21 protein-coding genes are annotated in these 18527 nt (G+C 68.3%); 15 read left to right on the top strand and 6 right to left on the bottom strand.

Going from position 1 to position 18527, the window contains the following annotated elements; genetic code table 11:
• The first annotated feature begins 357 nt into the window (after window positions 1–357).
• The 10 genes from HY68_RS03735 to HY68_RS03690 all read left to right on the top strand — a co-directional run bounded on the left by HY68_RS03735 (window position 358) and on the right by HY68_RS03690 (window position 8753).
• Window positions 358–795: a hypothetical protein gene (locus HY68_RS03735; RefSeq protein ID WP_041984336.1), complete on the top strand. Its 438-nt coding sequence runs from the start codon at window positions 358–360 to the stop codon at window positions 793–795.
• Between the two features lie 216 nt (window positions 796–1011).
• Entirely contained in the window at window positions 1012–1848 is an 837-nt protein-coding gene (gene atpB, locus HY68_RS03730; protein WP_041995094.1) for a F0F1 ATP synthase subunit A, read from the top strand.
• 76 nt (window positions 1849–1924) lie between these two features.
• Window positions 1925–2149, top strand: a complete 225-nt coding sequence (gene atpE, locus HY68_RS03725; RefSeq protein ID WP_007387656.1) for an ATP synthase F0 subunit C — start codon at window positions 1925–1927, stop codon at window positions 2147–2149.
• Window positions 2150–2192: 43 nt separating this feature from the next.
• Window positions 2193–2747, top strand: a complete 555-nt coding sequence (locus tag HY68_RS03720; RefSeq protein WP_041984332.1) for a F0F1 ATP synthase subunit B — start codon at window positions 2193–2195, stop codon at window positions 2745–2747.
• A complete protein-coding gene (locus HY68_RS03715; protein WP_041984328.1) occupies window positions 2744–3559 on the top strand; it encodes a F0F1 ATP synthase subunit delta in 816 nt (271 codons plus the stop codon). The genes HY68_RS03720 and HY68_RS03715 overlap by 4 nt, the downstream gene beginning before the upstream one ends.
• Window positions 3560–3700: 141 nt before the next feature.
• Complete coding sequence (atpA, locus tag HY68_RS03710) at window positions 3701–5290, top strand: F0F1 ATP synthase subunit alpha (protein WP_041984325.1); 1590 nt, start codon at window positions 3701–3703, stop codon at window positions 5288–5290.
• Window positions 5291–5310: 20 nt separating this feature from the next.
• Window positions 5311–6228, top strand: a complete 918-nt coding sequence (locus tag HY68_RS03705; protein WP_041984322.1) for a F0F1 ATP synthase subunit gamma — start codon at window positions 5311–5313, stop codon at window positions 6226–6228.
• The gene (gene atpD, locus HY68_RS03700; RefSeq protein ID WP_041984320.1) at window positions 6228–7682 is read left to right on the top strand and encodes a F0F1 ATP synthase subunit beta; all 1455 of its coding nucleotides are present in this window, start codon (window positions 6228–6230) and stop codon (window positions 7680–7682) included. Before HY68_RS03705 ends, atpD begins: the two co-directional genes overlap by 1 nt.
• Window positions 7683–7805: 123 nt before the next feature.
• Window positions 7806–8180 carry a F0F1 ATP synthase subunit epsilon gene (locus HY68_RS03695; RefSeq protein WP_041984316.1) on the top strand — a complete coding sequence of 125 codons (375 nt, stop codon included), beginning with the start codon at window positions 7806–7808 and terminating at the stop codon, window positions 8178–8180.
• Between the two features lie 126 nt (window positions 8181–8306).
• A complete protein-coding gene (locus HY68_RS03690; protein ID WP_041984313.1) occupies window positions 8307–8753 on the top strand; it encodes a DUF2550 domain-containing protein in 447 nt (148 codons plus the stop codon).
• A gap of 93 nt (window positions 8754–8846) precedes the next feature.
• Here HY68_RS03690 and HY68_RS03685 read toward each other — a convergent pair whose 3' ends face one another.
• The 3 genes from HY68_RS03685 to HY68_RS03675 all read right to left on the bottom strand — a co-directional run bounded on the left by HY68_RS03685 (window position 8847) and on the right by HY68_RS03675 (window position 12733).
• Window positions 8847–10676, bottom strand: coding sequence for a glycosyl hydrolase family 18 protein (locus HY68_RS03685; protein WP_041995092.1), 1830 nt, complete (start codon window positions 10674–10676; stop codon window positions 8847–8849).
• Window positions 10677–10868: 192 nt separating this feature from the next.
• On the bottom strand, window positions 10869–11519 hold the full coding sequence (locus tag HY68_RS03680; RefSeq protein ID WP_041984311.1) for a response regulator transcription factor: 651 nt from the start codon (window positions 11517–11519) through the stop codon (window positions 10869–10871).
• Window positions 11516–12733 carry a histidine kinase gene (locus tag HY68_RS03675; RefSeq protein WP_241778462.1) on the bottom strand — a complete coding sequence of 406 codons (1218 nt, stop codon included), beginning with the start codon at window positions 12731–12733 and terminating at the stop codon, window positions 11516–11518. Before HY68_RS03675 ends, HY68_RS03680 begins: the two co-directional genes overlap by 4 nt.
• 154 nt (window positions 12734–12887) lie before the next feature.
• Between HY68_RS03675 and HY68_RS03670 the strand changes: the two genes are divergently transcribed.
• A complete protein-coding gene (locus HY68_RS03670) occupies window positions 12888–13466 on the top strand; it encodes a hypothetical protein (RefSeq protein ID WP_041984309.1) in 579 nt (192 codons plus the stop codon).
• 27 nt (window positions 13467–13493) lie between these two features.
• On the opposite strand, the gene HY68_RS03665 is transcribed toward HY68_RS03670, so the two are convergent.
• The 3 genes from HY68_RS03665 to HY68_RS03655 form a co-directional block, all read right to left on the bottom strand.
• The gene (locus tag HY68_RS03665; protein WP_041984308.1) at window positions 13494–14066 is read right to left on the bottom strand and encodes a cob(I)yrinic acid a,c-diamide adenosyltransferase; all 573 of its coding nucleotides are present in this window, start codon (window positions 14064–14066) and stop codon (window positions 13494–13496) included.
• A gap of 90 nt (window positions 14067–14156) precedes the next feature.
• The gene (locus HY68_RS03660) at window positions 14157–14927 is read right to left on the bottom strand and encodes an ABC transporter permease (protein WP_041984306.1); all 771 of its coding nucleotides are present in this window, start codon (window positions 14925–14927) and stop codon (window positions 14157–14159) included.
• 12 nt (window positions 14928–14939) lie between these two features.
• The gene (locus HY68_RS03655) at window positions 14940–15722 is read right to left on the bottom strand and encodes an ATP-binding cassette domain-containing protein (RefSeq protein WP_041984305.1); all 783 of its coding nucleotides are present in this window, start codon (window positions 15720–15722) and stop codon (window positions 14940–14942) included.
• Between the two features lie 81 nt (window positions 15723–15803).
• On the opposite strand from HY68_RS03655, the gene HY68_RS03650 reads away from it, so the two are divergent.
• The 4 genes from HY68_RS03650 to HY68_RS44715 all read left to right on the top strand — a co-directional run.
• Window positions 15804–16442, top strand: a complete 639-nt coding sequence (locus tag HY68_RS03650) for a TetR/AcrR family transcriptional regulator (RefSeq protein ID WP_041984304.1) — start codon at window positions 15804–15806, stop codon at window positions 16440–16442.
• Between the two features lie 144 nt (window positions 16443–16586).
• The gene (locus tag HY68_RS03645) at window positions 16587–17435 is read left to right on the top strand and encodes a 3-hydroxyacyl-CoA dehydrogenase family protein (protein ID WP_041984303.1); all 849 of its coding nucleotides are present in this window, start codon (window positions 16587–16589) and stop codon (window positions 17433–17435) included.
• 151 nt (window positions 17436–17586) lie between these two features.
• The gene (locus HY68_RS03640) at window positions 17587–17910 is read left to right on the top strand and encodes an STAS domain-containing protein (protein WP_041984301.1); all 324 of its coding nucleotides are present in this window, start codon (window positions 17587–17589) and stop codon (window positions 17908–17910) included.
• 225 nt (window positions 17911–18135) lie between these two features.
• A partial coding sequence (locus HY68_RS44715) for a hypothetical protein (protein WP_241778461.1) occupies window positions 18136–18527 on the top strand: 392 nt, incomplete at its 3' end.

Genomic DNA, 18527 nt, shown 5'->3' with positions numbered 1-18527 from the left:
GGGCGGCCGCCGAGCAGTTGGCGCTGCGCGAGGCCGCGGAGGCCGGACTGGCCCCGGGAGCACCGGAGATGAGCGACGGAGGCCCGGCTGTCGCGACAGGCGTCAACGGGGCGACGGCTATTGGCGCTCGTTCGCGCAATAGCTCGCACGTGTGATGGTGAGCACACTTACATGGTAAAGACTGCATCAAATAGTTTGTGATATCGTTCACGAGACCCGGCGACAGAGCCGAAGAACCGTAGTGCGACGGTTCGTTGGCCCGAGAATTTATGACTCGGACCGGGCCTACGCTCGTCCATGACGACACGATCTGCCCCACGCCCCATGCCCAACCCCCCAGTCAGCGGAGCTGCCGCCATGCTGTCCAACGACGTCCGAAATCTCCTCCACACCGCCGTACCCACCGCTGCCGCCGGCGTTGTCGCCGCTGTGGTCAGTGGTGTGGTCGCAGGCGGGAAGGGAGTCGTGGGCGCCGTCGTCGGCACGCTTGTGGTGATCCTCTTCATGGGGATCGGTCTTGTGGTGCTCCAGCGCACAGCGCGCTCCCTCCCGCACCTGTTCCAGGCCATGGGACTCATGCTGTACACCGCACAACTGCTGCTGCTCGTGATCTTCGTGGCCGTCTTCAAGAACACCTCGCTGTTCAATCCCAAGGCGTTCGCCATCACGCTTGTCGTGGCGACCGTCGTGTGGGTGGCCGCGCAGGCGCGTTCGTTCATGAAGGCCAAGATCCTGTATGTCGAGCCCGAGTCTTCGAAGGGCAGTGCGCCCGAGAAGACGGAGACCTCGGCATGAAGGGTAGGGGCGCGATAAAGGTGCGTCGCGCATCCTGCTATCGTCCGGTTCCAACTGCGGCATTGCGGGCGCGGGCATCCGAGCTGACGCCTGTTCTCACGACGCGAGGCTCGGAGCAGCCCGGTCGCCGTTCCCACATCCGTAACACCAGTCCAGTGCCGAACCGCGGCCGTGCGCCGCGCCGACACAACGAGGTTGCCGTACCTATGCGCCATGTTGAAGGAGCCCGCGGTGAGTGCTGACCCGACACAGGTGCTCGCCTTCGAGACCGACTGCCACATCTTCGACGGATGTGGTTTCCCGGCCCCCGGCCTGCACTCGTTCCTGTTCAAGCCCCTCGTGGGTGACGGGGACAGCAACTTGTACTTCAACAAGACGATGCTGCTGGCGCTGCTGGGCACGGTCGTCATCCTCGCCTTCTTCTGGGCCGCTTTCCACAAGCCGAAGGTTGTGCCCGGAAAGCTCCAGATGGTGGCGGAAGCCGGTTATGACTTCGTCCGTCGCGGAGTTGTCCACGAGACGATCGGCAAGAAGGAGGGCGAGAAGTACGTTCCTCTCGTCGTCACGCTGTTCTTCTTCGTCTGGATGATGAATCTCTGGTCGATCATCCCGGTCGCCCAGTTCCCGGTGACGGCGATCATTTCCTACCCGGCTGTCCTGGCCATCATCGTGTGGGTGTTGTGGGTCTCGCTGACCTTCAAGCGACACGGTTTCGTCGGCGCCTTCAAGAACATCACCGGCTACGACAAGTCGCTCGGCGCGGTCCTGCCGCTCTCGATGACGATCGAGTTCTTCTCGAACCTGCTCGTCAGGCCGTTCACGCACGCCGTACGACTGTTTGCGAACATGTTCGCCGGACACACCCTGCTGCTGCTCTTCACGATCGCCAGCTGGTACCTGCTCAACGGCATCGGGATCGCGTACGCCGGTGTGTCCTTCGTCATGGTCATCGTGATGACCGTGTTCGAGCTGTTCATCCAGGCCGTCCAGGCTTACGTATTCGTCCTGCTGACCTGTAGCTACATCCAGGGCGCACTGGCCGAATCCCACTGAGCCACCCCTACGAAGACCCCCAAGACGTCCGGTGGCCAACCCCCACCGGGTCCTTGAAAGAGAAGGAAGAACTGGCATGTCCCAGACTCTTGCAGCCGTCGACGGCTCTCTCAGCTCCGTTGGTTATGGCCTCGCCGCCATCGGCCCCGGCGTCGGCGTCGGCATCATCTTCGGTAACGGCACCCAGGCGCTGGCCCGTCAGCCCGAGGCCGCCGGCCTGATCCGTGCCAACCAGATCCTCGGCTTCGCTTTCTGTGAGGCGCTCGCCCTCATCGGCCTCGTCATGCCGTTCGTCTACTAGGACGAGCGACGACGACCAGCTGTATTAGACGAAAGGCACTGATGTGAACCCTCTGGTTCAGCTCGCGGCCGAAGATGCGGAAAACCCGCTCGTTCCGCCGATTCCCGAGCTCGTCGTCGGCCTGCTCGCCTTTGTCATCGTCTTCGGTCTTCTCGCCTGGAAGCTCCTTCCGAACATCAACAAGGTTCTGGACGAGCGCCGCGAGGCGATCGAGGGCGGCATCGAGAAGGCTGACGCCGCCAAGTCCGAGGCCGAGAGCGTCCTTGAGCAGTACAAGGCGCAGCTCGCCGAGGCCCGGCACGAGGCCGCCCGGATGCGTCAGGAGGCGACCGAACAGGGCGCCGCGATCATCCAGGAGATGCGGGCGGAAGGTCAGCGGCAGCGTGAGGAGATCATCGCCGCCGGCCACACCCAGATCGAGGCCGACCGCAAGTCCGCGGCGCACGCGCTGCGCCAGGACGTCGGCAGGCTCGCCACCGAACTGGCCGGCAAGCTGGTCGGCGAGTCCCTTGAGGACCACGCCCGGCAGAGCCGTACCGTCGACCGCTTCCTCGACGACCTCGAGGACGGCGCATCGAAGGCCGAGGCCAGGCGATGAACGGCGCGAGCCGTATCGCCCTGACCGAGGCACGCGAGCGCCTCGACGCGCTGACCGACTCCACGTCGGCCGACGCGGCGAAGCTCGCCGACGAGCTCGCCAGCGTCACGGCGCTGCTCCAGCGCGAGGTGTCGCTGCGCCGGGTCCTCACCGACCCGGCGCAGGACGGCGAGGCCAAGGCCGACCTCGCGGGCCGGCTGCTCGCGGGACAGGTCAGCGGCACCGTCGCCGACCTGGTCTCGGGCATGGTCCGCGCCCGCTGGTCGCAGCCCCGTGACCTGGTCGACTCGATCGAGGAGCTGGCGGCGACCGCCGACCTCACAGCGGCGCAGCGCGCCGGTGCGCTGGACGACGTCGAGGACGAACTGTTCCGGTTCGGCCGCATCGTCCAGTCCAGCACCGGACTGCGGGCGGCGCTGACCGACAGGTCGGCGACGGTCACGGCCAAGGGCGAGCTGCTGCGCACTCTGCTCGGCGGCCGGGCCAACCCCGTCACCGAGCGGCTCGTCGTGCGTCTCGTCACCGCGCCGCGTGGACGTAGCCTGGAAGCAGGTCTTGAGACGCTGTCCAGGCTCGCGGCCGAGCGCCGGGATCGTCTGGTCGCGGTCGTCACCTCGGCGGTGCCGCTCACCGACGGACAGAAGCAGCGTCTCGGCGCGGCCCTGGCCTCGCTGTACGGCCACCCGATGCATCTCAACCTGGACGTGGACCCCGAGGTCATCGGCGGAGTCTCGGTCCGGGTCGGTGACGAGGTCATCGACGGCACGGTCGCCGAGCGGCTCAGCGAGGCGGCTCGGCAGCTCGGCCGCTGACGCGGTCACCAACAGAACAGAGCAGGACCGGCGGCCCGGTTGGGCCGTGCAGAAATTGCGGAAGATTCCTGGGGGTCGCCCCCAGACCCAAGCAGACCCCCAAGAAGACTTCGGGCCCAACAAGGAGAGCAGGGAATCCAGATGGCGGAGCTCACGATCCGGCCGGAGGAGATCCGGGATGCGCTGGAGAATTTCGTCCAGTCGTACAAGCCGGACGCGGCCTCGCGCGAGGAGGTCGGAACGGTCAGTGTGGCCGGTGACGGTATCGCCAAGGTCGAGGGACTGCCCTCGGCCATGGCGAACGAGCTGCTGAAGTTCGAGGACGGCACCCTCGGTCTCGCCCTCAACCTCGAGGAGCGCGAGATCGGTGCGATCGTCCTCGGCGAGTTCAGCGGCGTGGAGGAGGGACAGTCGGTCACGCGTACCGGCGAGGTCCTGTCCGTCGCTGTCGGCGAGGGCTACCTGGGTCGCGTCGTCGACCCGCTCGGCACCCCGATCGACGGCCTCGGCGAGATCGAGACCGAGGGCCGCCGCGCCCTCGAACTGCAGGCCCCCGGCGTCATGATCCGCAAGTCGGTGCACGAGCCGATGCAGACCGGCTACAAGGCCGTCGACTCGATGGTCCCGATCGGCCGTGGCCAGCGTCAGCTGATCATCGGCGACCGGCAGACCGGCAAGACCGCGCTGGCCGTCGACACGATCATCAACCAGCGTGACAACTGGCGCAGCGGCGACGTGAACAAGCAGGTCCGCTGCATCTACGTCGCCATCGGCCAGAAGGGCTCCACCATCGCGTCCGTGCGCGGCGCCCTGGAGGAGGCCGGCGCGCTCGAATACACCACGATCGTCGCCGCCCCCGCTTCCGACCCGGCCGGCTTCAAGTACCTGGCGCCCTACACCGGCTCCGCCATCGGCCAGCACTGGATGTACCAGGGCAAGCACGTCCTGATCGTCTTCGACGACCTGTCGAAGCAGGCCGACGCCTACCGCGCCGTGTCGCTGCTGCTGCGCCGTCCGCCGGGGCGTGAGGCCTACCCCGGTGACGTCTTCTACCTGCACTCGCGTCTGCTGGAGCGCTGCGCCAAGCTCTCCGACGACCTGGGCGCCGGTTCGATGACGGGTCTGCCGATCGTCGAGACCAAGGCGAACGACGTGTCGGCGTTCATCCCGACCAACGTCATCTCCATCACCGACGGTCAGTGCTTCCTGGAGTCCGACCTCTTCAACGCCGACCAGCGCCCCGCGCTGAACGTCGGTATCTCGGTCTCCCGAGTCGGTGGCTCCGCCCAGCACAAGGCCATGCGCCAGGTCTCAGGCCGGCTCCGTGGTGACCTCGCCCAGTACCGCGAGCTGGAGGCGTTCGCGTCCTTCGGCTCCGACCTGGACGCGACGTCCAAGGCGGCCCTGGAGCGCGGTCAGCGCATGGTCGAGCTGCTGAAGCAGCCCCAGTACTCGCCGATGCCGGTCGAGGAGCAGGTCGTCTCCGTCTGGGCCGGTACCACCGGCAAGATGGACGACGTACCGGTCTCCGACATCCGCCGCTTCGAGGGCGAGCTGCTGGAGTACCTGCGCCGCGAGCGCAAGGAGCTGCTGACCAGCATCGCCGAGGGCGGCAAGATGTCGGACGACACGACGCAGTCCATCGGTGACGCCATCACCGCCTTCAAGCAGCAGTTCGAGACCTCGGACGGCAAGCTTCTCGGCGACGACGCGCCGGCCGACGCCAAGTGACGACGGAAGGGACCTGACTCATGGGAGCGCAGCTCCGGGTCTACAAGCGTCGCATCAAATCCGTCACCGCGACCAAGAAGATCACCAAGGCGATGGAGATGATCGCCGCCTCGCGCATCGTCAAGGCGCAGCGCCAGGTGCGGGCCTCCTCGCCGTACGCGGAGGAGCTCACCCGGGCGGTCACAGCGGTGGCGACCGGTTCGACGACCAAGCACCCCCTGACCACCGAGACGGAGTCACCGACCCGGGCCGCGCTGCTGCTCATTACGAGCGACCGCGGTCTGGCCGGCGGCTACTCCTCGAACGCCATCAAGGCGGCGGACCGGCTCACCGAGCAGCTCCGGAGCGAGGGCAAGGAGGTCGACACGTACATCGTCGGCCGCAAGGGCGTCTCCTACTACGGTTTCCGTGAGCGCAAGGTCACGGACTCCTGGACCGGCTTCACCGACGGCCCGACGTACGCGGACGCCAAGAAGGTGTCGGCGCCGCTGATCGAGGCGGTCAGGACGGAGACGTCCGAAGGCGGCGTGGACGAGCTGCACATCGTCTTCACCGAGTTCGTCTCGATGATGACGCAGACGCCCGTCCAGAACCGGCTGCTGCCCCTCAAGCTCGACGAAGCGGCCAAGGAGGCGGACACGAAGGGCGAGATCCTTCCGCTGTTCGACTTCGAGCCGTCGGCGGAGGACGTCCTCGACGCCCTGCTGCCGCGCTACGTGGAGAGCCGTGTCTACAACGCGCTGCTGCAGGCGGCCGCTTCCAAGCACGCCGCCACCCGCCGCGCGATGAAGTCGGCGACCGACAACGCCGGGGACCTCATCAAGAGCCTCACCCGGTCTGCCAACGCGGCCCGCCAGGCCGAAATCACCCAGGAAATCAGCGAGATCGTCGGTGGCGCGAGCGCCCTGGCCGACGCATCTGCGGGGAGTGAAAATTAATGACGACCACTGTTGAGGCGGCCAACCCGGGAAGCACGGTCACGGGCCGCGTCGCCCGGGTCATCGGCCCGGTCGTCGACGTGGAGTTCCCCGTCGACGCGATGCCGGAGATCTACAACGCGCTGCACGTCGAGATCGCCGACCCGGCCAACGCCGGTGAGAAGAAGACGCTGACCCTCGAAGTAGCCCAGCACCTGGGCGAGGGTCTGGTCCGCGCGATCTCGATGGAGCCCACCGACGGTCTGGTACGCCAGTCCCCGGTGACCGACACGGGCGCCGGCATCCTGGTGCCCGTCGGAGACGTGACCAAGGGCAAGGTGTTCAACACCCTCGGCCGGATCCTGAACGAGCCCGAGGCCGAGTCGCAGATCACGGAGCGCTGGCCGATCCACCGCAAGGCTCCGGCCTTCGACCAGCTCGAGTCGAAGACGGAGATGCTGGAGACCGGCCTGAAGGTCGTCGACCTGCTGACCCCGTACGTCAAGGGCGGCAAGATCGGTCTGTTCGGGGGTGCGGGCGTCGGCAAGACGGTCCTCATCCAGGAAATGATCATGCGAGTCGCCAACCTGCACGACGGTGTCTCGGTGTTCGCCGGCGTCGGTGAGCGCACCCGTGAGGGCAACGACCTCATCGGTGAGATGACCGAGACGGGCGTGCTGGAGAAGACCGCGCTGGTCTTCGGGCAGATGGACGAGCCGCCGGGCACCCGGCTGCGGGTGGCGCTCTCCGCGCTGACCATGGCGGAGTACTTCCGCGATGTGCAGAAGCAGGACGTGCTGCTCTTCATCGACAACATCTTCCGCTTCACCCAGGCCGGTTCCGAGGTCTCCACGCTGCTCGGCCGTATGCCGTCCGCGGTGGGTTACCAGCCGACCCTGGCGGACGAGATGGGTGTGCTCCAGGAGCGCATCACCTCGACCCGTGGTCACTCGATCACCTCGATGCAGGCGATCTACGTCCCCGCGGACGACCTGACCGACCCGGCGCCCGCCACGACCTTCGCGCACCTCGACGCGACGACCGTGCTCTCGCGTCCGATCTCGGAGAAGGGCATCTACCCGGCGGTCGACCCGCTGGACTCGACGTCCCGGATCCTGGACCCGCGGTACATCTCGCAGGAGCACTACGACGCGGCTTCCCGGGTCAAGGGGATCCTGCAGAAGTACAAGGACCTGCAGGACATCATCTCCATCCTCGGTATCGACGAGCTCGGTGAGGAAGACAAGCTCACCGTCTTCCGGGCCCGTCGTGTGGAGCGCTTCCTGTCGCAGAACACCCACGCGGCGAAGCAGTTCACCGGTGTGGACGGCTCCGACGTACCGCTGGACGAGACGATCACCGCGTTCAACGCGATCTGTGACGGGGAGTACGACCACTTCCCCGAGCAGGCGTTCTTCCTGTGCGGTGGTATCGAGGACCTGAAGGCGAACGCGAAGCAGCTCGGCGTCTCCTGAGCCGCCGGTCATCAGGGGCGGGCGGCTGTGACTGCCGCCCGCCTCTGACGCTCTCCACGACAACCCATAGAATTAAGACCAACACCCGGCCGAACAGTCGGGTGGTGACCCGAGGAGCCCCTCATGGCTGCTGAGCTGCATGTCGAGCTGGTCGCCGCTGACCGCAGTGTCTGGTCCGGCGAGGCCACCCTGGTCGTCGCGCGTACCACTTCCGGCGACATCGGCGTCATGCCTGGTCACCAGCCGCTGCTGGGTGTGCTGGAATCGGGCCCTGTGACCATTCGTACGAGTGATGGTGGAACGGTCGTCGCCGCTGTGCACGGCGGTTTCATCTCGTTCGCCGACGACAAGCTTTCGCTGCTCGCCGAGGTCGCCGAGCTGGCGGACGAGATCGACGCCCAGCGTGCCGAGCGCGCGCTGGAACGGGCGAAGTCGGATGACGACGCGAACGCCGAGCGGCGCGCCGATGTCCGAATGCGCGCGGTGGCGGTGAAGTAGGCGCTGCCACAACGGATTCAACCCTCAGCCGCGGCCTGTTCCGGACCTCTCCGGACCGGGTCGCGGCTGAGGCGATGCGGGTGCGGTTCTTGTTCGGTTACTGGATGAGCGAGGAGGTCGGTGTAGATGATCCTCGCTCTGCTTGTGTGCGGACTGGTCGTCGTCCTGGTTGCGGTGGGCCTGTTCGTCTTCGGTCTGCGCCGGCGGCTGATCCAGCGGTCCGGCGGGACGTTCGACTGCAGTCTGCGCTGGAACGTCCCGGAGAAGTCCGATCTCTCCGGCAAGGGCTGGGTGTACGGGGTGGCCCGCTACAACGGCGACCGGGTGAGCTGGTTCCGGGTCTTCTCGTACGCGCCGCGCCCCCGCCGGAATCTGGAGCGCTCGGCCATCGAGGTGCTGGCGCGCCGGGCCCCCGAGGGCGAGGAGGAGCTGGCGCTGCTCTCCGACTCGGTGGTGCTGACCTGTGCCCATCAGGGCGTCCGGCTGGAGCTGGCGATGAGTGACGACGCCCTCACCGGCTTCCTCGCCTGGCTGGAGGCGGCCCCGCCCGGCCAGCGGGTGAACGTCGCCTGACGGCGGTGACCTGACAGCAGTGAGGGGTGCGGCGCTTCGTGCGCCGCACCCCTCGGTCGTGCTGTGGTCCCGCTAGGGGACGGACGGCTACGGTCAGCCGATGCCGTTGGAGAGCGCGGTCACCAGTTCACCGTTCGAGGTGTCTCCGCTGAACTCCCAGAAGAAGGCTCCGCCGAGCCCCTGCTGCTTCGCCCAGCTCATCTTGGAGGTGATGGTGGCCGGGGTGTCGTAGCTCCACCAGTTGGTGCCGCAGTGGGCGTACGCCGTGCCCGCTACGGTGCCGGTGGCCGGGCAGCTGTTCTTGAGGACGTGGTAGTCCTCGATGCCCGGCTCGTACGTTCCGGTGGCCGGTCCTGTCGCCGTGCCGCCCGGGGCGTCCTGGGTCACTCCGGTCCAGCCGCGCCCGTAGAAGCCGATGCCGAGGAGCAGCTTGTTCGCCGGCACGCCCTTCGCCTTGAACTTGGCTATCGCCTCAGCCGAGTTGAAGCCCTGCTGCGGGATGCCGGCGTACGAGGTGAGCGGGGAGTGCGGGGCGGTCGGCCCCTGCGCGTTGAAGGCCCCGAAGAAGTCGTACGTCATCACGTTGTACCAGTTGAGGTACTGCGCGGCGCCCGAGTAGTCGGCGGCGTCGATCTTGCCGCCGGTCGAGGCGTCGGCCGTGACGGCCGCCGTGACCAGGTTGTTGTTGCCGAACTTGGCACGCAGCGCCTGTGCCACGTTCTTGAGGGCCGCGGCGCCGCTGGTGTCACACGACAGACCGCAGGCGTTGGGGTACTCCCAGTCGATGTCGATGCCGTCGAAGACATCGGCCCACCGGGGGTCCTCCACCATGTCGTAGCAGGACTGGGCGAAGGCGGTGGGGTTCTGCGCCGCCTGGCCGAAGCCGCCGGACCAGGACCAGCCGCCGAACGACCAGATCACCTTGATGTTCGGGTACTTGGCCTTCAGCTTGCGCAGCTGGTTGAAGTTGCCGCGCAGCGGCTGGTCCCAGGTGTCGGCGACGCCGTCGACACTCTCGGCGGCCGTGAACGCCTTGTCGTAGTCGGCGTAGCTGTCACCGATCGCGCACTTGCCGCCGGTCACGTTGCCGAAGGCGTAGTTGATGTGCGTGATCTTGGCGGCGGAGCCGGAGCTGACCAGATTCTTGACCTGGTAGTTCCTGGCGTAGATGCCCCAGTCGGTGAAGTAACCGAGCTTGACCTTGCCGCTGCCGCCCGGGTTCCCGGGGTTGCCCGGGTCGGTGGTGCCGGTGGTGTGCACCGCGCGTGCGCCGCTGACCGGACCGGTCTGGTCAGCCGTGTCACGGGCCTGCACGGTGTACGAGTAGTCGGTGCCGGCGGTGAGGCCGGTGTTGGTGTACGTCGTGCCGGTGACGGTGGCGATCTTCGCGCCGTCCCGCAGCACGTCGTAGTTCTTGATGCCCTTGTCGTCCGTCGCGGCGCTCCACGACAGGACGACCGAGGTGTTGGTGATGCTGCTCGCCGACGGGGTGCCGGGCGCCGAGGGCGGGTTGTCGCCGGGGACGACGACTCCGCCGTCGCACGAGGCGCCGTTGAGCTTGCAGCCCGAGGGGGAGCCCGAGCCGGAGCCGTTGAAGCCGAAGCTGATGGAGGCGCCGGGGGCGAGTGTGCCGTTGTAGCTCTTGTTCTTGCCGGTCCAGTGGTTGCCGGAGCTGGTGACGTCCGCGTCCCACGCGGAGGTGACCGCCGTACCGGAGGGGAAGTCCCACTCCACGGTCCAGGAACTGAGGCTGGTGGTACCGGTGTTCTTCACCGTCCACTTGCCCTCGAAACCGGTTCCCCAGTCCGAGGCCTTGGCGAAGGTGGCGGTCGCCGATGTGGCGGCTTCCGCGGGGGAGGCGAGGCCGACCAGGGCGGCCAGCGGGAGGAGCAGCGCGGTGAGGCCCGCGACGGTTCGGGACAGGGGTCTGCGTCTGGATCTGGGTCTGTGAAGTGCCGAAGGAAGCTTCAAGGGGGCTCCATGAGTGAGTACCGGACAATTCGGGGTTGGTCCGTGCACTGCACACGCCGCGACGGCTCACCGCGGTGTGTGCGGTGAGAGTAGGAAGGTCTGGACCAATCGTCAAGAGGTCTGGACCAAAGTCGCCCGGGCCGGTCAGCCACCCAACTCCTGGGCGAGTACGGCCGCTTGCACCCGGCTGCGCAGCTCCAGCTTGGCCAGCAGCCTGCTCACATGCGTCTTGACCGTGGCCTCCGCCATCGAAAGACGCCTGGCGATCTCCCCGTTCGACAGCCCTTCGCCGAGGCAGAAGAACACCTCGCGCTCCCGGCGCGTGAGCGCGTCCAGCACGCCGTCATCGGCGTTCCTGCCGCTGCGCCCGGTGGTGGGCGAGGCGAACTCGGCGATCAGCCGGCGGGTCACGGCCGGCGCGATCAGACCCTCGCCCGCCGCGACCGTCCGTACGGCCGTCAGCAGGTCCCGGGCGTCGGTGTTCTTCAGCAGGAACCCGGCCGCCCCCGCGCGCAGCGCCCCGAAGACGTACTCGTCCAGGTCGAACGTGGTCAGTACGAGCACATCGGCCAACCGCTCGGCGACCACCTGCCGGGTCGCCGAAACGCCGTCCACCCGCGGCATCTGAATGTCCATCAGCACCAGATCGGGCCGCAGCTCACGGGCCATCGCCAGCGCCTCCGCGCCGTCGGCGGCCTCACCGACCACCTCGATGTCGTCGGCGCTGCGCAGGATGAGCACAATGCCCGCGCGCACCGCCGCCTGGTCGTCGGCGACCAGCACCCTGATCGTCATCGTGTTCCGTCCCCTTCCCCGACGGGCAGCACCGCCCGTACCTGCCAGCTCTTGCCGTCGTCCGTCGCCACCGGACCCGCTTCGAACTCCCCTTCCAGCAGGGCGGTACGCTCCCGCATCCCGACGAGACCCGCGCCCGACCCCGGCGCGCGCGGCCCCGGCCGGTCGCCGTACGGGCTGCTCACCTCCACCGTCAGCGCCTGCTTGGTGCGTACGAGCGCGACGGTGACCTCGCCGCGCGCCCCGTGCTTGAGCGCGTTGGTGATCGACTCCTGGACGATCCGGTACGCGGCCAGCTCGACCGGCGCGGGCAGCTTCGCCTCGGCGTCGCGCCGGTCGTCGAGGGCGAACGTCAGCCCGCTGGGGGCGCCGTTCACCCGGGCCTGCTCCACCAGTGTGTCGAGGGCGTCCAGGGTCGGCGCCACGGTCGGTTCGCTCTCGCCTCCCGTGGTGCGCAGCAGGCCGATCAGCCGGCGCATCTCCGCCAGCCCGTCGACGCTGTTCTCCCGGATGACCCCCAGCGCCTCGCGGCTGGTGCGCTCGTCGTCCAGCGACAGCGCCGCCGTCGAGTGGATCGCGATCGCCGAGAGGTGGTTGGCCACCATGTCGTGCAACTCCCGCGCCATCCGCGCCCGCTCGGCGGCCACCGCCTGGGTCCGGTCCACCTCGGCGAGCAGCGCGGTCTGCTCGGCCCGCAGCCGGGCCGCGTCGGCCGCGTCGCGGTGGTTGCGTACGAGTGCGCCGGTGGCCGCAGGCCCGAAGCCGACGACTCCGATGATCACCCCGAGCAGCAGCGCCTCCACCGAGTGCAGCCAGGCCACGAGCCCGATCGACAGCGCGACCGTGAACAGCGCCGTCCATCGGGGGAGCCGGCGCGCCGTGGCCGCCGAGCCGTACAGCACCGCCGCGTACACCAGGTCCGTGAACATCACGATCGTCGCGATGCTGCCCCGCGTGAACTGATCGGCGACCAGAGCGAGCGTGCCGATCACGAGCGCGGGCCCCGGCGCCGTTCTGCGCAGCAGCTCCAGCACAGCCGTGACGACCACGGGGACCAGCACCCACGCGCCGCCCAGCGGCCGGCCGGGCTGGTTCTCCACGCCGAGGCCCCACAGCAGCAGACCGCCGAGCAGGCCGGCCGTCGCGATGAGGATGTCGTCGCGGTGCGGACGGAAGGGGCCGAAGGGCCCGAAGTTCCGGAGGTCGATGCTCACCCCTCCATCAAACAGGGCACCGCGCGCACCGTCCTCCCCTTACCGGGCGAGCCTCGCTACATCGAAGGATGCAGTCCCGGTTCGTCAGCGCCGACGACGATTCGCGGCGGCCCAGCGCCCAGGCTTGGAGGAACCGGAAGAGAGGTGGACAGCCGTGATCGTCACGCTGGTCGTCATCTGCGAGGTCGGCTTCTGGGTCCTGCTCGCCGCGGGGCTCCTGCTGCGCTACGCGGCCCGCAAGCCCCGGCTCGGAGCCGCTGTGCTGCTGCTCGTACCCCTGCTGGAGATCGTCCTGCTCGTCGGCACCGTCGTCGACCTGAAGAACGGCGCGACCCCGGACTGGACGCACGGCGTGGCCGCGCTGTACATCGGCTACACCGTCGCCTACGGCCACTACACGATGAAGTGGATCGACGCGCGGGTGGCCCACCGCTTCTTCGGCGGCCCGCCGCCGGTCAAGCCGCCGCGCTACGGCAAGGCGCGCGCCCTGCACGAGGCCAAGCTGTGGCTGCGTACGGTGCTGGCCGTCGCCGTCACCGCCGGGCTGCTCCAGCTGGCCATCTGGTACGTGGGCGACGCGGACAGCACAGGGCCGCTGACCGACTGGCAGCTCAGCGCGGCACGGCTGGTCGCGATCCACGGCGCCATCGCCCTGACGTACACCCTGTGGCCGAAGAAGACGCCGAAGGGCGAGACCACGAAGGGCGAGGTTCCGCAGAGCCTGCGGCACTGACGGCGGAGGCGCTGACCGCCGACGGGCTCAGCGCTCGCCGCCCGGCACCCACAGCACGTCCCCGGCCTCCTTGTTCGCCGCGCGGGCGAGGATGAACAGCAGGTCGGAGAGGCGGTTGAGATACGTGGCGGTGAGCGGGTTCATCGTCTCGCCGTGCGTCTCGAACGCCGCCCAGGTCGACCGCTCGGCGCGCCGTACGACCGTGCACGCCTGGTGCAGCAGCGCGGCCCCCGGCGTACCGCCCGGCAGGATGAAACTCCGCAGCTTCTCCAGGTCGGCGAGGAACGCGTCGCAGTCCGCCTCCAGCTTGTCGATGTACGACTGCTCGACCCGCAGCGGCGGATATTCGGGGTTCTCCACCACCGGCGTCGCGAGGTCGGCGCCCACGTCGAAGAGATCGTTCTGGACCCGGACCAGGACCTTCACGATCGCGCCGGGCAGCTCGCCCAGCGCGACCGCGGCGCCGATGGCGGCGTTGGCCTCGTTGACGTCGGCGTACGCCCCGATCCGTACGTCGGTCTTGGCGGTACGGCTCATGTCGCCGAGCGCGGTCGTGCCCTTGTCGCCGGTACGGGTGTAGATACGCGTCAGATTGACCATGCGACCAGCCTAGGGTCTTTCGTTTGGATCATGCCGGGGCACGCGAGCCCGGCATGATCCAAACGAGAGGCCCTAGGTCGCGCACAGACTCTAGGCGCCGGCCCGCCGGAAGACGCGGGTGCCGACGACGACGGCGCTGAGTGCGAAACCGGTCGCCATGAGGACGCCGTAGACCATCGCCGTACCGGCGTACTCGCCGACGTAGGCGGCCCGTACCGCGTCCACCAGGTAGCGGAACGGGACGAAGTGCGAGACCAGGTCCAGCCAGCCGGGAGCGAGCGCCATCGGCAGCATCAGCCCCGACAGCAGCATCGACGGCATCGAGATCGCGTTGACGGTGGGGCCGAACTCCTGCGGGCTGCCGACCCGCAGCGCGAGGGCGTACGACAGCGAGGCCAGCGCGACGGTCAGGACAGCGACGAAGGCGAAGCCGATGAGCACCCCGGCCAGCGGCGCCCGCAACCCCATCACCAGCGCCGCCAGCACCAGCAGGACCGACTGGAAGACCAGCAGCGCCGCGTCCCGCAGGACCCGTCCCAGCAGCAGCGCGAGCCGGCTGACCGGCGTCACCCGCATCCGTTCCGTCACCCCCAGCTGCTTCTCGACGATGACGGTGAAACCGGTGAACAGGGCGCCGAACAGGGCGAGCTGGAGCAGCAGCCCCGGTACCAGGATCTGCCAGGAGTCACCTTCGCCGCCCAGCGGAAGCCCTGTCAGCAGCGGTCCGAAGAAGAGCAGGTAGAGCAGGGGCATCAGGACGCCGAAGACCATCTGGAGCTTGGAGCCCAGGGTCTGCCGGGCGTAGCGCCCGAAGATCAGCGCGGTGTCGGAGAAGAGTGCGGACGTCAGGCCGGCGGTCATGGTCAAGGTCTCCTAGACGGCGACGGGTGCGGAGTCGGCCGGGGCCAGCTCGCGGCCGGTGATGGCGAGGAAGGTGTCCTGGAGCGAGGCACCGGGCGAGCCCGCGTACGCCGTTTTCAGGGCGCTCGGTGTGCCTTCGGCGACGACCACGCCCCGGTCGACGACGACCAGCCGGTCGGAGAGCGCGTCGGCCTCGTCCAGATAGTGCGTGGTGAGGAAGACCGTGGTGCCGTGCTCGGCCCGGATCCGCCGGATCAGCTCCCACAGGTCCGCGCGGCTGCGGGGGTCGAGCCCGGTCGTCGGCTCGTCCAGGAACAGCACCTCGGGGCGGTGGGTCAGCCCGAGCGCGATGTCGAGGCGGCGCCGCTGCCCGCCGGAGAGCGCGCCGCACGTGCGGTCGAGCAGCCCGTCGAGGCCCAGTTCGGCGGCGAGTTCGGCCGCGCGTCCCGCCGCCTCCCGCTTGCCGAGCCGGTACAGCCTGCCCTGGGTGACCAGCTCCTCCCGGACGCTGATCTGCGGGTCGACGCCGCCGGCCTGGGCGACGTACCCGATCTTCCCGCGCACCCCGGCCGGATCGCCGAGCAGATCGACACCGGCGACGGTCGCCGCGCCACCGGTGGGCGGCAGCAGGGTGGTGAGCATCCGCAGGGTGGTGGTCTTGCCCGCTCCGTTGGGGCCGAGGAAGCCCAGGATCTCCCCGGCGGGGACCGTCAGGTCGATGCCGCGCACGGCTTCGACCGGTCCGTTCTTGGTCTGGAAGGTCCGGGCGAGCCCGGCCGTACTGATGATTGCCATGGCCCCAGAAAAACAGAGGCTCACCAAAATTGCAATGACTCCAAATTTGCAGCGAAGTAGGCGAAGACTAGACTCGGGGCCATGTCCGAAGGGCTCAGAGAGCGGAAGAAGCGGCAGACCAGGCAGGACATCTCCGACACCGCCACCGGTCTGTTCCTGGAACGCGGCTTCGACGCCGTGACCATCGCCGAGATCGCGGAGGCGGCCGACGTCTCCGTCAACACCGTCTACAACTACTTCCCGGCGAAGGAGGACCTCTTCCTCGACCGGAGCGTCGCCGTCACTGGCCGGCTCTCGCGCTTCGTACGCGGCCGGGACAAGGGGGAGTCGGCCGCCGACGCGATCCTCCGTGAGCTGCGCGAACAGGTCGAGACGGTCTCGCCGGCCATCGGGCTGATGACGGGTTACGCACGTTTCATGAAGGTGTGCCAGGAGTCGCAGGCACTCAGGGCCCGGCTGCTCTACGTCCAGCAGGACATCCAGCTCCAGCTCGCCGACACGCTCAGGGAGGAGACCGGCGCGGATCCCACCGACACACTGCCCACCCTCGTGGCGGGCCAGCTCTCCTGGGTGCACTCCACGCTCACCTCGTGGATCGGCGGCCAGATGGCACAGGAGCGCGCGCCGGGCCCCGTATCACGTGAAGCCCTGGTACTCCTGGACGACATCGAGGAACTGCTGGGGGAGCGGGTGCTCAAGTACGCCGTGCGCGCGGGCTGATGGACCGTCCCGGTGTGATGTCCGCCATTTGGGACGTGACGCGCATCTCTTCCGCGCCACACTCCGGCCGGTGACCGCTAACCTCCGGCAGAGCGACCGAATGTAAGCACGTGTCAAGGCAGAACAAGAATCGCGAGGTGTGTCGTGGCCAGGAAACTCGCCGTCGTCGGAGCCGGACTCATGGGGTCCGGGATCGCGCAGGTCTCCGCCCAGGCCGGCTGGGACGTGATCCTTCGTGATGTCACCGATGCGGCGCTGACCAGGGGCACCGACACCATCAGGGCCTCGTACGACCGCTTCGTCGCCAAGGGCAAGCTCGAAGGCGCCGACGCCGATGCCGCGCTCGCCCGGATCACCACCACCACCGACCTGGACGCCGTCGCCGACGCCGACATCGTCGTCGAGGCCGTCTTCGAGCAGCTCGACGTGAAGCACGAGATCTTCCGCACGCTCGACAAGCTCGTACGGGACGACGCCGTCCTCGCCTCCAACACCTCCGCCATCCCGATCACCAAGATCGCCGCTGTGACCGACCGCCCGGACCGTGTCGTCGGCACCCACTTCTTCTCGCCCGTGCCGATGATGCAGCTCTGCGAGCTGGTGCGCGGCTACAAGACCAGCGACGAAACCCTCGCCACCGCGCGGGAGTTCGCCGAATCCGTGGGCAAGACCTGCATCGTGGTCAACCGCGATGTGGCAGGCTTCGTCACCACACGGCTGATCTCCGCGCTCGTGGTCGAGGCCGCCAAGCTGTACGAGTCGGGTGTCGCGTCCGCCGAGGACATCGACATCGCCTGCAAGCTCGGCTTCGGCCACGCCATGGGACCGCTCGCCACCGCCGACCTGACCGGTGTCGACATCCTGCTCCACGCGACCGGCAACATCTACACCGAGTCGCAGGACGAGAAGTTCGCACCGCCCGAGCTGATGCGCCGGATGGTGGACGCGGGTGACATCGGCCGCAAGAGCGGGCAGGGGTTCTACAAGCACTGAACCGCGCTGACCGATTTGAGCCACCCCACCGGGTGAATTCGGTATCGGTTCGCTTACGGACGGCAACTTCCGCTGCTGTCAGACAGTCAGTCAGTTGTCATTCGACAGAACAGACAGACACGGAGCACCGAAGCACTCTCGGGGAGCGCATATGCACATCAGGGGCGACCACGCCGAGCTGGTCGTCGGGGGCCGCCTCGACGTACGCAGCGCGGCGGACGCCCGCACGGTCCTGCACTCGGCTGTCGACGACGGCGTCGGCGACCTGGTGCTCGACCTGACCGATCTGGATTCCTGGGACGCCACGGGACTCGGCGTCATCATGGGAGCCCACCGACGCGCGGGGAGGTGCGGCCGTAGGCTTGTGCTGCGCGGGGTGCCGCCCCAGATGCAGCGTCTGCTGGTGGCCACCCGACTGCACCGCATTCTCGCCATCGAGGGCGGAATCGCCGCAGAGTCACTGCCACGGGTCTGAGCACAATCCTCATAAGACCGTGACGTCTTGGACGGGGTGGTACCCCGGGTGTTCCTGGATACAGTGCTGAGGTCTAGGGTTCGGCCGTCTGCCGATCGTCCGAACCACTGAATCGATCGAACCACTGACGCAGACACCGCACCGGACCAGAACCGACAGATGGGCGTGTTGTGAGGCCGGGGGAGACCTACACGCCTTGATCTGGGGGATTTGACGATGGACCCGATGAACCGGGGACCGGAAGAGAACCGTCACGACGACGAGCGGTCCTTCGAACGGCCGGACGAACGACCTTTCGAGCGGCCGGACGAGCGACTCGGCGACCAGGCGGACGACCGGGCGGACGAGCGCGCCGTGGAGCCGTACGACGAGCGTCCTGTGGAGCCGTACGACGAGCGGCCGGACGACTGGCCCGCCGAGCGGCCCGCCGAGGCCGAGGTGGCGCGGGACGCCGTCGGACAGCCCCGGCCGCCGCGCGAGCCGGTCACGCCCGCCCTGAGCCATCTCAAGGGAGCGGGTCCCGTCGCACCGCACCCCGCCCGTACGGTGCGGCTGGTCTCGGGCGACTTCCTCCTCACCGTCAACCCGGTCGACGGCACCGAGATCGAGCCGTGCCC

It is taken from the genome of Streptomyces sp. AcH 505 (assembly GCF_000818175.1).
Lineage (GTDB): Bacteria > Actinomycetota > Actinomycetes > Streptomycetales > Streptomycetaceae > Streptomyces.
The sequence above is the reverse complement of the archived record's forward strand: the minus strand, read 5'-3'. Positions and strand labels throughout refer to the sequence as shown.

What these genes read in the sequence shown, in the direction of transcription:
- HY68_RS03735 (WP_041984336.1), top strand. Translation starts at nt 358, where the DNA reads ATGCTGTCCAACGACGTCCGAAATCTCCTCCACACCGCCGTACCCACC.
- atpE (WP_007387656.1), top strand. Translation starts at nt 1,925, where the DNA reads ATGTCCCAGACTCTTGCAGCCGTCGACGGCTCTCTCAGCTCCGTTGGT.
- HY68_RS03715 (WP_041984328.1), top strand. Translation starts at nt 2,744, where the DNA reads ATGAACGGCGCGAGCCGTATCGCCCTGACCGAGGCACGCGAGCGCCTC.
- atpA (WP_041984325.1), top strand. Translation starts at nt 3,701, where the DNA reads ATGGCGGAGCTCACGATCCGGCCGGAGGAGATCCGGGATGCGCTGGAG.
- HY68_RS03705 (WP_041984322.1), top strand. Translation starts at nt 5,311, where the DNA reads ATGGGAGCGCAGCTCCGGGTCTACAAGCGTCGCATCAAATCCGTCACC.
- atpD (WP_041984320.1), top strand. Translation starts at nt 6,228, where the DNA reads ATGACGACCACTGTTGAGGCGGCCAACCCGGGAAGCACGGTCACGGGC.
- HY68_RS03695 (WP_041984316.1), top strand. Translation starts at nt 7,806, where the DNA reads ATGGCTGCTGAGCTGCATGTCGAGCTGGTCGCCGCTGACCGCAGTGTC.
- HY68_RS03690 (WP_041984313.1), top strand. Translation starts at nt 8,307, where the DNA reads ATGATCCTCGCTCTGCTTGTGTGCGGACTGGTCGTCGTCCTGGTTGCG.
- HY68_RS03680 (WP_041984311.1), bottom strand. Translation starts at nt 11,519, where the DNA reads ATGACGATCAGGGTGCTGGTCGCCGACGACCAGGCGGCGGTGCGCGCG.
- HY68_RS03665 (WP_041984308.1), bottom strand. Translation starts at nt 14,066, where the DNA reads ATGGTCAATCTGACGCGTATCTACACCCGTACCGGCGACAAGGGCACG.
- HY68_RS03660 (WP_041984306.1), bottom strand. Translation starts at nt 14,927, where the DNA reads ATGACCGCCGGCCTGACGTCCGCACTCTTCTCCGACACCGCGCTGATC.
- HY68_RS03655 (WP_041984305.1), bottom strand. Translation starts at nt 15,722, where the DNA reads ATGGCAATCATCAGTACGGCCGGGCTCGCCCGGACCTTCCAGACCAAG.
- HY68_RS03650 (WP_041984304.1), top strand. Translation starts at nt 15,804, where the DNA reads ATGTCCGAAGGGCTCAGAGAGCGGAAGAAGCGGCAGACCAGGCAGGAC.
- HY68_RS03640 (WP_041984301.1), top strand. Translation starts at nt 17,587, where the DNA reads ATGCACATCAGGGGCGACCACGCCGAGCTGGTCGTCGGGGGCCGCCTC.